Origin of the sequence: Synechococcus sp. ROS8604, assembly GCF_014279655.1 — a bacterium.
In the GTDB taxonomy this organism is placed as follows: Bacteria; Cyanobacteriota; Cyanobacteriia; order PCC-6307; family Cyanobiaceae; genus Synechococcus_C.
This window is the reverse complement of sequence record NZ_CP047946.1, coordinates 2,042,339-2,054,812: the sequence shown is the minus strand read 5'-3', so window position 1 is coordinate 2,054,812 and position 12,474 is coordinate 2,042,339. Positions and strand designations below refer to the sequence as shown.

Here is a 12,474-nt window from a genome sequence, read left to right as displayed (position 1 = left end):
CAAAGGGCAATTGCAAACCGTGCAACATCTTGACCCAAGATTGGCCCAATGTGTTTTTTCTGTAGTTGAAGCCTAAAAATTGATGACAAAGATGCCTAGGTTGCTCAAGTTCGGCACGTCATCCGTGAATTACGACTGGCCAGCGCTTGAGCGGGAGTTGAGAGGGTTCCTTCCTTCGAAATCAGTCGTCGCAAGGCGCCAGGAATTGTTGTCTTACGACTGTGACGGTCTCACCATGGATCGGCACATGCCGAGGCTTGCGGTCTTGCCAGAAACGGCCGATCAGGTGGCCAAAATCTTGGTGTGTTGCCATCGCCATGGCATTCCTTTTGTGGCTCGAGGGAGCGGCACTGGGCTTTCAGGTGGTGCGCTGGTTGAGCAGGAAGCGCTTCTGGTAGTGACCAGTCGGATGCGCCGCATTCTCGACATTGATCTCGACAATCAGACGATCACGGTGGAGCCCGGTGTGATCAACAGTTGGGTGAGTCGTGCGGTTGTTGGTGATGGCTTTTATTACGCGCCAGATCCCTCCAGTCAGGTGGTGTGCAGCATCGGCGGCAATGTGGCCGAAAATTCTGGTGGCGTGCATTGCTTGAAGTACGGCGTCACCAGCAACCATGTGCTCGCCTTGGATGTTGTGCTGCCGGATGGCACACCCACACGCCTTGGCAGCGCGTTGTGCGATGCGGCTGAACTGGATCTGCGGGGCGTGTTTATTGGGAGTGAGGGCACGCTTGGAATTGCTACGGCGATCACGCTTCGCTTGCTGCATGCTCCGGATGCTGTAGCGGTGTTGCTCGCAGATTTCTCTTCCATGCAGGCGGCTGGAGAGGCTGTGCGCTTGATCACGCGCGCTGGGGTGTTGCCGGCTGGGTTGGAAATCATGGACCAGACCTGCATCAAGGCGGTAAATGAAGCGTTTGGAGAAGAGGAGTATCCGCCGGAGGCTGGAGCGGTTTTATTGATTGAGCTGGACGGCCAGGAACCAGAGGTCAAGCAAGCTGTCACGGTCACCACAGCCCTTTGTCGAGAGGCTGGGGCCGGCGCTATTCGGGAAGCCTGGAGTGAAGAGGATCGGGCCCGTCTATGGAAAGGGCGTAAAAGTGCTATTTCAGCGCTTGGCAGGCAATGCCCTAGCTATTACCTCCAGGACGGTGTGGTCCCGCGTACGGCTCTGCCGAGGGTTCTCAAGGCCATTGATCAGCTCAGTGCGGAGCACGGATTGGTGGTGGCGAATGTGTTTCATGCCGGTGATGGCAACCTGCATCCGCTGATCTTGTATCGGGCTTCAGAGCAGGGTGTGAATGAACGGGTGAAAGCACTTGGAGGCGCGATCATGAACCTTTGCCTGGAGGTCGGCGGCAGCATCAGTGGTGAGCACGGCGTTGGCAGCGATAAACGCTGCTTTCTCGACCAAATGTTCAGCGCTGAAGACCTGGACAGCATGCAATGGGTTCGGCTGGCTTTTGATCCGCTTGGCCGTGCCAATCCCGGAAAAATTTTTCCGACTCCACAGACCTGTGGCGAGTCGATGCGACGGTCCGTGCAATTGCAGACAGAAGGACGATCGCTTCCTGAAGAAGCCATTGTCTACTGAAATCAGTCCTCAACCTCTTCGTCGTCCTCCAAGTCCCAGGCCAGGTCAACAATCACAGGTGCATGGTCGCTGGGTTGGAGCCGTCCGCGTTCTTGCTTATCGATCGAACAGCTTCGTGCGACGTCCCGAAGGGTTTCATCGAGATAGACGTGATCGATTCGCCAGCCACGGTCTCGGTCCCAAGCACCACTGCGGTAATCCCACCAGCTCCAATGGCCGCTGTTCGGCTCAAACAGACGAAAGGCGTCATGGAGATCGGGGCCTAAGGCTGCATGTAACGCGTTGCGTTCGCGATCGGAGGCCATGATCCCCCCGGATAAGCGATCGGGATCAGGGAGATCTCGTGCTTCAAGCCCGATGTTGAAATCTCCCACCACGCAGAGCGGTTCATCTCTGGTTTGGATGGCCTTTAGGTAGCGCTCCAGACAGGACAGCCAGGTGAGTTTGTAGCTGTATTTGTCCGATTTGAGACTCGATCCATTTGGGACGTACAAATTCACCACGCGAACGCCATCGATCAGAGCGCTGATCACGCGTTTTTGAGCACCAAGTTCCTCGGCTTCGCTGTCGTCCACAAGTTCTGCGCTGAAGCCCATGCGCACATCGTCCAGAGGGGTGCGACTGATCAGCGCAACGCCGTTGTAGGCCTTCTGTCCATGAATTTGAACTTGATAGCCCCTCTCGAGAAAAGGCCCTAGCGGGAATTGAGGATCATCCACCTTGGTTTCCTGCAATGCCAGCAGGTCTGCTTCCGAGCGCTCAAGCCAATTCAGAACATGATCCAGTCGGGTTCGCACGGAATTGACATTCCAGCTGGCGATTTGCACGGATGATGCGGCTTCTGATGGTGACCCTTAGCATCAGGCCGTTATCTGGGAGTTGAGAACGTGCCATCGCTAACCCCGTTCCGACCCCATCTGCTTGGGCTCATCAGTGCGATTTCGCTGGTCACTTGCGTGGACGGTTTGGCTCAGGAAAGCCCGATGAGTAGCGGCTATCAGTCTCCCCAGCAGCGTGACGTGTTCCAGACCGTGCCCGGCCAGAAAAACCAGGAGTCGGTGCTTGATGCCACCAACCCCATGGAATTGATGAATCGGTTGCGCAGGGCGAATGCCATGAATGACGCCACACCGCCTGCCGATGCCATTGATGCGGCTCTTAGGGCTCTGGAGTCGTCCCAGCCCGCGCCTTAGTCGGAGAGGTGGTTGGGGGCAGCACGCTTGCACGATGTTTTGCCGTGCTGTCCTCACTGTTTCGGAAGGAATCAAGTTGCCAGCGCACGGCTAACTGATCGATGGTTTGCTTGTTCTCTTCGCTGCCAGACAGTCTGTTTCGGGCACTGAGCAGGACCTGTTGCGATTGCTGATTCTGTCCCTTGTCTCGATGGAGAAGGGCGAGGGCAAGCAAAGGCTGCATGCTCTTGGGAGACTCTGTGGCGATCAGGCGATAGGTGGCCATGGCTGCCTCGTCTTGTCCGGAGAGACGTTGCAGATCCGCCAGGCGCAATCCAAGCAAGAGTCTTTGACCTTTGGGGGTTTGCTGGAAACGATCGCTTGTCTGTTTCAACGCGGCGGCCTGACGCTTTGTTCCCACCTCCAACAGCAGTTGGAGGTTTTGGACCTCTGGCCGATTGGGCCACAGGGCTTGAAGGGTGATGAGCTCGCGCCTTGCGCCATCGCGATCCCCTCCTTGGAGCTTCCTTTGGGCCAGGAGCAAGCGCCAACGCCAATCGCGTGGATGGGAGAGGGCGAGTCGCTCCAGCCTTTGCTCTGGCTCCAGGGCCTGCGGCGCCTTGTCTTTTCGCGCCTTGGCTTTTGGCGCCTTCGTCTGCTGGTTCCCCGTTGGATTTTGATTGAGTGACTGGGCTACAAACCAGCCTGTGATCAGGGCCAAAGGAAGTCCCAACCCCATCAACCATCGATTTCGAACCGCCTGTTGTCGGTTAGCGCCGGCCAATCTGCATGGGGAGTGCTGGGACCACTCTGAATCGAATCCCTCGAGCTGGCTAGAGTCACTGCAGGCAAATGGAAGCCACTGACAGCAATGCGCGACCATCCGATTTCCCCGGTTACAGAACCCCTCCAGTACCGGGCGATCGGTGTTGTTAGGGGTATCTACCGACCGGAATCCGAGGATCAATTGACCCGGGGAGTCTTGATTGATTCCGATGGCAATGAATTAGAGACTGTCGTTCTTGGCAGGATGCTGACCCTTATGCGTCGTCATCTCGACATGAAAACGCCCCACCTTTGGGTGGTGTACCCCCGCTGCCGTGAGTCTGAGCAGCTGCATCTTCAAATCGCAGGAATTTGGGAGCCAAGCACGCTGGCGACAGCGGAAACCCCGGATGCCGAGGCCTCCGAGGCCCAGGACGCGTTGGATCAACTGCCCGAAGGCGACGATTTTTTCTCGATTCGCGGCGAATTGATTTTCACCAAGCCAGAAGCCAATCAGCTTGTGGTCAAGGTGCGGCAGCTGCCTCGCGCTGACGGATTCCGCCCGTTGCCGTTCAAAGTTCAGCTCACTGGAGAGCTGCCCCTCGAGCTCCTAAGACATTTCGTCAGCTTGGATGTGCGCCGTCAAGGACAGCTCCTCGCCGTAGAGGCTGTGGAAGTGATTGCACCGATGCCGACGCGAGGCGGAAAAGGACGGGAGGGATCCCGTAAGGGAGGTGCTCGTTCCCGACCTGCCAAGACCTGATGCCCTCTTCCCCCACCTTCAACACCACGGCCGGTATCGCGGTGGCCAGTGCCACAGGGTTGGCTGTGTTCGGACCGTTGATCGGACTGTCGCCGGCTTGGATTGCTCTCGGCTTGGGAGGGGCCCTATTGGGCCTCACCGTGGATGCCGCTCAGTTGAATGGGATGGGAGGTCACCTGTTGGCGGAATCCCTGCCCGGGGGACGCAACAGATTGCGCAGAGTCGCGTTTCACGAGGCAGGTCACTGGTTGGTGGCTCAAGAGGAAAATCTTGAGGTCAAGAGGGTTCTTGTCGGAACCCGTGGCTGCCTGAAGGCGGGGTTGCGCTGCAACGGTGTCACTGAATTTGCACTGCCCGATCGGGCCCGGTTGTCTCTGGAAGACTTGCGTCGCTGGAGCCGCGTCCTTCAGGCCGGGATGGCTGCAGAGACATTGCTCGAGGGCCCCCCTCAAGGCGGTGAAGATGACAGGGCTTTATTGGGACGCATCTGGGGCGTGTCAGGACAAGATGTCGACACGGCTCAGCGCGAGCAACGACGGGCCCGTCGGGAGGTGGAGCAGCTTCTGCGTTCGCGGCGCACTGAGATTGAATCAATCGCCGACAGGTTGCTGGACGGTATGCCACCAGAGCCAGCATGAGTGCGCTGGTCATTGATTGTCCAACGGGGCTTGCCGGGGACATGTTGTTGTCGGCACTCCTGGATTTAGGAGTGCCGGAGTCGGTTGTGCATCAGCCCTTGCAGGCGCTTGGCCTCGCAAAGGCCTATGCACTCAACGTGGAGGAAGCGAAGAGTGGTGGCTTGCGTGGTCTTCGGCTCACGGTGAGGAGCGAGGAATCCAATCCACCCCATCGTCGCTGGTCAGATTTAAGCCTGTTGATCTCGGACGCTTCGCTGTCACCTTCCCTAAAGGCCAAGGTTTTGCAGGTGTTTCAGGCCCTGGCTGATGCGGAAGCCACGGTGCACGGCTGTGCTCCTGATCAGGTTCATTTCCATGAGATCGGGGCCATCGACAGCTTGGTGGATGTGATCGGCGTCTGCGCTGGAATTGAGCACCTTTCCCCGGGTTTGATTTATTGCACAGCACCCCCAGCAGGCCATGGACGCGTGACGACGGCCCACGGGGTGTTGCCTGTTCCAGTGCCAGCGGTTCTCGAATTGGCAAAGCGCCATCAGCTGCCGCTCCTCACGGGGGAAAATTTTCCTGCGGCTGAGCTCACCACGCCCACCGGTCTGGCCTTGATGGCGGCGTTGGCAGATCACTTTCATCGTCCCTCCAGGATGGAGGTTGAAGCCGTTGGCATTGGCCTCGGCCATCGGTCTTTGGACCGTCCCAACCTGCTGCGCATGATGCGCATTCGTGATGCGACCAGAACAGAGCCTGGTTGGCAGGAGCTTGTGGTGCAGGAGGCTTGGATTGACGATGCCACGGCCGAAGAGTTGGCAAGCCTGGCTCAGCACTTGCGTTTGGCTGGTGCATTGGACGTTGCTCAAGGAGCCGTGTTGATGAAAAAGCAAAGGCCGGGTACTGCTGTGATGGCCCTAACAACACCAAATCAGGCAGCGGCCTTGCGGCAGGTGTGGTGGCGCCATAGTCCAACCATCGGCTTAAGGGAGCGAGAACAGGGGCGCTGGGTGTTGCCCCGTCGTTGTGGGACAAGCACCACCCCTTGGGGGATGATTCGCGCTAAGCAGACGCGCCGTCCAGATGGGACCTTCACCTTGAAGTGGGAGCAAGATGAGCTCCAGCGCGTCTCTGCTGAGGCGGGTCTCACCGTGATGGAGCTTCGTGAGCGCCTTTCTCGCGAGACGCTTGCTTTTGTGCCCGAGGAGGACTGGCAGTGTTGAAACGGCTTTCTTTGCCAGGTGGTTTACGTCTTTGGATCACCCTGCTGACCCTCGTTTTTGTGGGCGTGGCGTTGGCGAGCCATGCCACAGGATTGCGTGCCCTCACCATCAGCCGACAGGGATGGTGGTGGTTGTTGTTAGGGCTTGGTTTGAGTTGGCTCAGCTTGGTCGTCAATGCCCTGGCTTGGAAGGTCTTGGTGATTTGGCTCGGACATCAGCCGGAGCGCTTGGCCTTGGTGCCGCTCTATCTCCGAAGCAACTTGCTTAAATATTTGCCTGGTGGCGTCTGGCATTTCCTCGATCGTTTTCGTGCTCTCCGGCCTGATCTTGGTGGCGGCAAGGCTTTGGTTTCAGTGTTGATGGAGCCCATGGTGATGGCCGTTGCTGCGTTGCTTTGGGTGCCGTTCGGTGGGTTTCAAAACGGTTTGGCGTTGCTCTGCGTTCTTCCTTCTCTGCTGCTGCTGCCCCGTTGGCGGGAGCCTTTGTTGCGTCGGTTGGAGACCAGCAAGTTGCGTCAGCTCAATCGCGTGGATCCGGGGGGGATGACCTCCATTGAGGATGAGGATCTGGGCACTGGTCGAGCGTCGTACCCCTGGTGGCCCCTCGTCTCCGAACTGCTGTTTGTTCTCTGTCGATTTGCTGGGTTTTGGTGCTGCTTGCAAACGTTCGGACTCGTGTCTGGGCAGCCCCTAGGCCTTTGGCTTGCGGCCTTTGCCCTTGCCTGGACGGCAGGTCTGGTCGTTCCTGCTGCTCCAGGTGGGTTGGGGGTGTTTGAGGTGGTTCTGTTAATTCGTATGGGCACGATGGTGCCGGAGGCTTCCCTGCTTGCCGTGGCCCTTAGTTACCGATTGCTCGTCACCTTGGCGGATCTGATCGCTGCTGCTGCTGTGAAGGGTGATGCCTGGATCACGGCAAGGTTCGCGTTTAATCAGCTGTTCTGATGGTGTGGCCTCTCCCTGAATTGCCGATTCGCTGGGAGGCGTTGCCCTGTCCGCTTGATGCTGGTTGGGCTTTGATCCGTCTTTGGGAACTGCCAAAACGGGCCGATAACGGGCTGTCCCTTGGAGGGTTTTCCGCAGCGGCTTACCAAGCATCGGATGATCGACTTTGGTTGCTGAGTGATGCGTCATGGGGATATGTGCTCCCGGTGGGCCCGCTTGCAAAAGCCTTACGAACAGGAGGTCAACTGCAGGTTGGTCCCCGCTTGGTTTTGCGTGATCAAAGTGGAACCCCCCTCCCTCCCTCGTTAGATGCAGAGGGTTTGGTGCTGACGGGCGATCACGGGGCTTGGATTGTGAGCGAGGGGCGTCGTCAAGCAGGGCATCAGGCGCGTCTTCAGCGTTTTTCGCTTCGCAATGGCTGGTTGTTGGAGACCAAGGCTCTGCCACCTGCATGGATGGCTCTTCCTGGTCAGGGACTCGCGGTGAATCAAGGGCCAGAGTCTTTGACGCGCTCCATCGATGGTGGACTCTTGATCGCAGCGGAGGCTCCGTTGATTCAGGATCTCGCTGCCGGCGATAGGGATGGCGTGCGTTTAGCGCATTTGGACCGGGAAGGTGTCATGGAAGAGCGTGGTCGCTTGCCTCTCGATTCCAGCGACTCAGAACCAGAAGAAACCGATTCAGAAGAAACCGTTGGACTGTCCGAACTTCTTGCCTTGGAAGGCCCCCCTGGCCTGTTGGCACTGATTCGTCGTCATCGCCCCCTTCAATGGACCTCCAGGCTCCAGTTGTTCTCTTGGCCTAAACGCAAGTCTCAGCTGGCTTTGCAGCCCATCACGGGCTGGGATTTCAGGGGTGAGGATCTGCCTCGCGAAAATTGGGAGGGTCTGGCTTGGGGGCCAAAGCTTGACGATGGGCGTCGCACTCTCGTGATCGTCAGTGACGATAATTTCAGTCTGATTCAGCGAAATTTGGTGGGACTGTTGGCTCCTCGCCGGAGCTCTGGTTGCCCTGCTTTGCCGAAGACTTAAGTCTCAGTTGTGTGGTCGAGGCCTGGCACCAGGGCCGCGGCAGCAATGAGGCCGAGTCCAAGGATCATCAAGGCAGGCCAAAGCGCTGCCGCAAGCCGCTCGTCGCTCGCATATTGAAAAACGCGCACGGAAAGGGTGTCGAAATCAAAGGGACGAAGCGCGAAGGTCAGCGGAAGTTCCTTCACCGTGTCCACAAAGACAAGCAGGGCACCGACCGCGAGCGGGCCCCGCAGCAGGGGAATGTGAATGCGACGAAGCACATCTGGCCAGCGACAGCCCAGGCCAGTGGCTGCCTCGTCCAGGCTGGGTGACATGCGTTCCAATCCGGCATCAAGTCCCCCTTTGGCAACGGCAAGAAAGCGATCGCTGTAGCCCCAAAGCAACAGCAGGATGGGTGAGAGCTGCCAGGGCCCACCGATGAGGAGGAGGGCCAGAGCGAGGACGGCCCCTGGGATCGCATACCCGAGCCCCGCGAGAAAGGTCAGGCTGTGCAGCCAAGGGGCCGTGGTCCAGCGCTTTGTGATCGCCAGGAGCAAGGCCGCTGCTAAGGCCAAACCTGCCGCGGCAAGGGCGAGCCCAAGACTGCGCAAGGTCAACAGCAACAGCTCTGGTTGTAAACCGGTTTGAAGTTGATCAAGGTTCAAGCAGGCCCAGATCAAGGGTGTACCAAGACTGAGAAACGGGGGAATGAATCCCAAGGCCTGAGCGGCCAAGGCTCTCGTTCCGGTGAGCGTCCAATTCGGGGATTCTCCACCCGTAAGGCCTTCAGACCATCGACGGCTTCGACGCCGCAGTTTGCGTTCGCCGATCAACAGGCCCGTCACGATGATCAGCGTGACGAGGGCAAGTCCGACCGCTCCTGCTGGGTTCCCTTCGAGTTGCCAGGCTTGGAGAATGCCAGCGGAAAGGCTGGGGATGCCCAGGAGTTGGACGGCCCCAAGTTCGTTGACCACCTCCATTCCCATCAGAGCGATTCCGGCTCCGATGGCAGGGAGAGCCATCGGCAGAGCGATGCGTCGAAAGCTTTCCCATGGACCCACGCCTAGGCATCGACAGGCTTCAAGCTGACGGCGTCCGCAGATGCTGAAGCTTTCAGTGCTGAGAAGGAAAACATAGGGATAGGTGCTTAAGGCCATGATCAGCACCCCCCAGCTCAGGCCATGAATTCGGATCCCATGGATGCTGCCCAGATCAACCAGCGTTGCCGCTAAGAGATACGAAGGGCTGGCGAGTGGGAGCAGCTGGGCAATCCGAAGAAGGCGTCGGCCGGGGAAGCGGCAATTGGCGAGAAGCCAGCCGTTGGCTGAGCCAAGAATGGCCCCGAGACTCGCGGTTCCAAGCAGCAGGAGCGTTGTTCCACGGATTTGGATCAGACCATCGGCTCCCAGGCTGGCCGCGCCAAGAAGGAGGCCCCTGAACCCCTCTCCAATTAATCCGCCCAAGGGAAAGAGCGCGAGCGCGGCGAGGAGGCAGGCCAAGGTTGCCAAGAGGGTCCTTCCCTGCTGCCACTGGCTTTGCAAGCTCTTGCTTGTCATGAGTGGTAGCGCTCAACCATAGCGATCAACCAAGCGAGCGATAGCAATGAAGCCATCCCAATGGAGCGAGGCCAACGGCTCGGGCCTTCACAAGAAGGGAATGCAGTCATGTCCCCGTTGACGGAATGGATTCCTATTGACCTGCATTCGCACCAAGAACCTGTTGAGAACAGTACTCAAGAGTGGCTTGGTTGGTTGGGGCTTCTCATCGCTGAAAACCCTGGGCTGAGAGATGGGAAGGGGTCTCAAATGATGCCGTCAGCGGCGGTGATTCCGAACAGGGATCGGTACGAGTGCGGGCTCCATCAAGCCACCGCCACTGTTGTCGTCATCGTCAGAGTTGGCCGAGTACCAAAGAACGATGCCAATCAAAATGAAACCAGTCCCGAGAAGGGTGAGTTCCAACATCGCCAACTCAAAGCTGGTGAAACTCTAATCAGTTTGATTGGGTTTCGACATCCAGGTTGAACGAAACGTGTGAGGAGGATTGGTTTAGGAAAAACCTTTGCCGGCATCTTTGGCAACGCAGTCTTGAAGTTGCCTCCTCAGGGTGCTGTGGTCCATCTCTTGACCGATCAACACCAACTGGTTTTTGCGCTGGCCATCCCACTCGCTGTCATCGATAGAGAAACGTTTGCCAGCCAAGTGAAAAACATGGCGCTTTTCGCTTTCGTTGAACCAAAGGATGCCTTTGGCACGAAAAATGCTCTCGGGCAGTTGGTTGTCGAGGAAGTTTTGAAATTTGCGCAGGGAGAAGGGTCCGTCGCTACTAAATGACAGCGAGGTATAGCCCTCGATGTCGAGATGGTCAGCATGGCTTTCATGGTCATGGTCATGGTCATGGTCATGGTCATGGTCATGGTCGTGATGGTCATGCCCGTGGTCGTGATCGGCTGAGTTTGCGATGCGATCGCTTTCAAACAATCCGACACTCATCAGCAGGGGCAAGGGAACCTCGCCTTTGACGGAATGGAGGATTCGGGCGTCTTTCTTGATACTGCGCAGGCTTTCTTCCAACGCTTCAACGCGTTCTTTAGGCACCAAATCAGTTTTGTTCAGGAGAAGGATGTCTCCGTAAATGATTTGGGAGCGCCCAACTTCACTTTCAAAAACGCGGTCATTGCAATTTTCAGCATCAATCAGGGTGATGATCGAATCCAGTCTCGTCTGATCTCTTAATTCACTGCCCAGAAATGTCATTGCGACAGGAAGTGGATCGGCAAGGCCTGTGGTCTCCACAACCAAATAATCCAAGGGATCTGGGTGCTTCAGAATCTTTTCAACGGCTTCCAATAACTCACCATTGATCGTGCAGCAGATGCAGCCATTGCTGAGTTCCACCATGTCTGCGCTGGTGCTCACCACAAGATCATTGTCAATACCAATCTCGCCAAACTCATTCACGAGAACAGCCGTTTTGAGTCCGTCTTGATTGCTGAGAATGTGGTTAAGAAGGGTGGTCTTTCCGGCGCCTAAAAATCCAGTGAGAATGGTGACAGGTGTGCCGTTGGTTTCAATGGTCTGGTTGGAAGCAGTCGCTGACATGGCCGGATTTAAAAAGTTGCAGGGAGGGAGTCGATCGCTTGTGCTAAGTCGGCATCACGGCTGGACAGTCCACCAAGATCATGGGTCGTTAGCCGAATGGTGACACGGTTGTAGACATTGCTCCACTCAGGATGGTGATTGGCGCGTTCGGCCAGGAGTGCAACCTGAGTCATAAAGCCAAAGGCTTCAACGAAGGAGGGGAACCGCCACTCTCTTTCCAGCCCATCATCAGCAATGGTCCAAGCAGGGCAAGCAGAGCAGAGGCTCTCCTGTGCCGCGTCATCGAGCAAAACGGCTTGCTTTGACATGGATGAAACCGGATCTTGGGTGTCTGAAGTTTGGTTCAGAGCCCATCCACTGGGAGAACCGACCTAATGTTTTAGAGCGTTTTGATTGCCCATGGCGATGGCCCCCTTGCTTGGTCGTTCGTCCTCTGTTCGGATCTGGGTTGTGAGCTCACTCCTTCCCACAGCAGCGCTTGTGATCTGGGCCTGTCAGGCGCCATCCGCCTCGGCGCAGCGAATTGTCAAAAAGATCGAGAGCCGTTGTCCTTTGGGCTATGTGGACATGCTCAATGGCAAATGCACCACGCTTGGAATGATGACCTACACGGTCCAGGCCATCGACGGCCGATCGTGCCCATCCGGATGGGTGGATGTGGGAGGTGGCTATTGCCGCAAACAATGAGTCGTTGCTTTGCCTCCCAGCAATGTCATCCCTAAAGTGCCGAAAGTTGTTGCAACTTTGATGGTTCGTTTGTTTGCCCTTGGGGTGTTGTTGTCTTTGGTCGCACCCACCGACGCCTTAGCGCAGAAAAAGATCCCAAAAGCAAAGGGTCATAATCAGTGTCCCTTGGGTTATGTGAATACTCTTGGTACCACTTGCGTATCACCGATTTACTATGAAATGAGGCCAACAAACGGTGAAGCTTGCGCCTCCGGTTGGATGAATGTTGGTGCTGGTTATTGCCGGAAAAAGTAGGTCTGAACGTGAATCAACAGCCGGTTGCTTTTTGGTCTTTAAAACCGTGGTGGTGTCAGCCCTGGAGCATCGTGCTCACAGGCTGTGTCATCTCGATTGGCAGCTGGCTGTTTCTTCATCGCCTTTGGATCACGCTTCCCATAACCCTGGTGATTTTGGCTTGGTGGATGTTGTTTCTGGTGCTTGTGCCCACTGCCTATAGAAGGCAAGAGGAGATTCAACCCCTGCCTTGAACCCAATCACCACCACAGGTGTGGTGAATTTACATCGCTGAAATGTGTGGGTGTCTTCACCTCAA

Annotated in this window: 16 protein-coding genes; 10 read left to right on the top strand and 6 right to left on the bottom strand. The window is 56.9% G+C overall.

Translation table 11 applies throughout. The annotated features are described in order from the left end of the window. The first annotated feature begins 91 nt into the window (after positions 1-91). Entirely contained in the window at positions 92-1,597 is a 1,506-nt protein-coding gene (locus SynROS8604_RS11005) for an FAD-linked oxidase C-terminal domain-containing protein (protein WP_186545952.1), read from the top strand. A gap of 2 nt (positions 1,598-1,599) precedes the next feature. On the opposite strand, the gene xth is transcribed toward SynROS8604_RS11005, so the two are convergent. Then, positions 1,600-2,424, bottom strand: coding sequence for an exodeoxyribonuclease III (gene xth / locus SynROS8604_RS11000; protein WP_186544017.1), 825 nt, complete (start codon positions 2,422-2,424; stop codon positions 1,600-1,602). Positions 2,425-2,484: 60 nt separating this feature from the next. On the opposite strand from xth, the gene SynROS8604_RS10995 reads away from it, so the two are divergent. Further along, positions 2,485-2,790: a hypothetical protein gene (locus SynROS8604_RS10995; RefSeq protein WP_186544016.1), complete on the top strand. Its 306-nt coding sequence runs from the start codon at positions 2,485-2,487 to the stop codon at positions 2,788-2,790. Here the strand turns inward: SynROS8604_RS10995 and SynROS8604_RS10990 are convergent. Beyond that, complete coding sequence (locus SynROS8604_RS10990) at positions 2,756-3,553, bottom strand: lipopolysaccharide assembly protein LapB (protein ID WP_255445012.1); 798 nt, start codon at positions 3,551-3,553, stop codon at positions 2,756-2,758. The genes SynROS8604_RS10995 and SynROS8604_RS10990 overlap by 35 nt on opposite strands. Before the next feature lie 87 nt (positions 3,554-3,640). Here SynROS8604_RS10990 and SynROS8604_RS10985 point away from each other — a divergent pair, with 87 nt between their 5' ends. From SynROS8604_RS10985 to SynROS8604_RS10965, 5 genes are read left to right on the top strand one after another with little or no spacing between them, the layout of a single operon-like run. Next, the gene (locus SynROS8604_RS10985; protein ID WP_186544015.1) at positions 3,641-4,297 is read left to right on the top strand and encodes a hypothetical protein; all 657 of its coding nucleotides are present in this window, start codon (positions 3,641-3,643) and stop codon (positions 4,295-4,297) included. Further along, positions 4,297-4,935 (top strand): hypothetical protein, encoded by a 639-nt coding sequence (locus SynROS8604_RS10980; RefSeq protein WP_186544014.1) that lies wholly within the window; start codon positions 4,297-4,299, stop codon positions 4,933-4,935. Before SynROS8604_RS10985 ends, SynROS8604_RS10980 begins: the two co-directional genes overlap by 1 nt. Continuing rightward, entirely contained in the window at positions 4,932-6,143 is a 1,212-nt protein-coding gene (gene larC, locus SynROS8604_RS10975) for a nickel pincer cofactor biosynthesis protein LarC (RefSeq protein ID WP_186544013.1), read from the top strand. Before SynROS8604_RS10980 ends, larC begins: the two co-directional genes overlap by 4 nt. After that, positions 6,137-7,084: a lysylphosphatidylglycerol synthase domain-containing protein gene (locus tag SynROS8604_RS10970; protein WP_186544012.1), complete on the top strand. Its 948-nt coding sequence runs from the start codon at positions 6,137-6,139 to the stop codon at positions 7,082-7,084. The genes larC and SynROS8604_RS10970 overlap by 7 nt, the downstream gene beginning before the upstream one ends. Further along, positions 7,084-8,115, top strand: a complete 1,032-nt coding sequence (locus tag SynROS8604_RS10965; protein WP_186544011.1) for an esterase-like activity of phytase family protein — start codon at positions 7,084-7,086, stop codon at positions 8,113-8,115. The genes SynROS8604_RS10970 and SynROS8604_RS10965 overlap by 1 nt, the downstream gene beginning before the upstream one ends. On the opposite strand, the gene SynROS8604_RS10960 is transcribed toward SynROS8604_RS10965, so the two are convergent. The 4 genes from SynROS8604_RS10960 to SynROS8604_RS10945 form a co-directional block, all read right to left on the bottom strand. Next, a complete protein-coding gene (locus tag SynROS8604_RS10960) occupies positions 8,112-9,650 on the bottom strand; it encodes an iron ABC transporter permease (RefSeq protein ID WP_186544010.1) in 1,539 nt (512 codons plus the stop codon). The genes SynROS8604_RS10965 and SynROS8604_RS10960 overlap by 4 nt on opposite strands. 258 nt (positions 9,651-9,908) lie before the next feature. Beyond that, a complete protein-coding gene (locus tag SynROS8604_RS10955; protein WP_186544009.1) occupies positions 9,909-10,058 on the bottom strand; it encodes a hypothetical protein in 150 nt (49 codons plus the stop codon). A gap of 84 nt (positions 10,059-10,142) precedes the next feature. Next, entirely contained in the window at positions 10,143-11,195 is a 1,053-nt protein-coding gene (locus tag SynROS8604_RS10950) for a GTP-binding protein (protein ID WP_186544008.1), read from the bottom strand. A gap of 8 nt (positions 11,196-11,203) precedes the next feature. Next, the gene (locus SynROS8604_RS10945) at positions 11,204-11,503 is read right to left on the bottom strand and encodes a 4a-hydroxytetrahydrobiopterin dehydratase (protein ID WP_186544007.1); all 300 of its coding nucleotides are present in this window, start codon (positions 11,501-11,503) and stop codon (positions 11,204-11,206) included. A 91-nt stretch (positions 11,504-11,594) separates the two neighbouring features. Here SynROS8604_RS10945 and SynROS8604_RS10940 point away from each other — a divergent pair, with 91 nt between their 5' ends. The 3 genes from SynROS8604_RS10940 to SynROS8604_RS10935 are packed head-to-tail and all read left to right on the top strand — an operon-like array spanning position 11,595 to position 12,409. After that, positions 11,595-11,882 carry a hypothetical protein gene (locus SynROS8604_RS10940; protein WP_006853422.1) on the top strand — a complete coding sequence of 96 codons (288 nt, stop codon included), beginning with the start codon at positions 11,595-11,597 and terminating at the stop codon, positions 11,880-11,882. Positions 11,883-11,942: 60 nt separating this feature from the next. Beyond that, on the top strand, positions 11,943-12,176 hold the full coding sequence (locus SynROS8604_RS15970) for a hypothetical protein (RefSeq protein WP_006853421.1): 234 nt from the start codon (positions 11,943-11,945) through the stop codon (positions 12,174-12,176). After that, on the top strand, positions 12,125-12,409 hold the full coding sequence (locus SynROS8604_RS10935; protein WP_370586507.1) for a DUF6737 family protein: 285 nt from the start codon (positions 12,125-12,127) through the stop codon (positions 12,407-12,409). The genes SynROS8604_RS15970 and SynROS8604_RS10935 overlap by 52 nt, the downstream gene beginning before the upstream one ends. Positions 12,410-12,474: the final 65 nt, after the last annotated feature.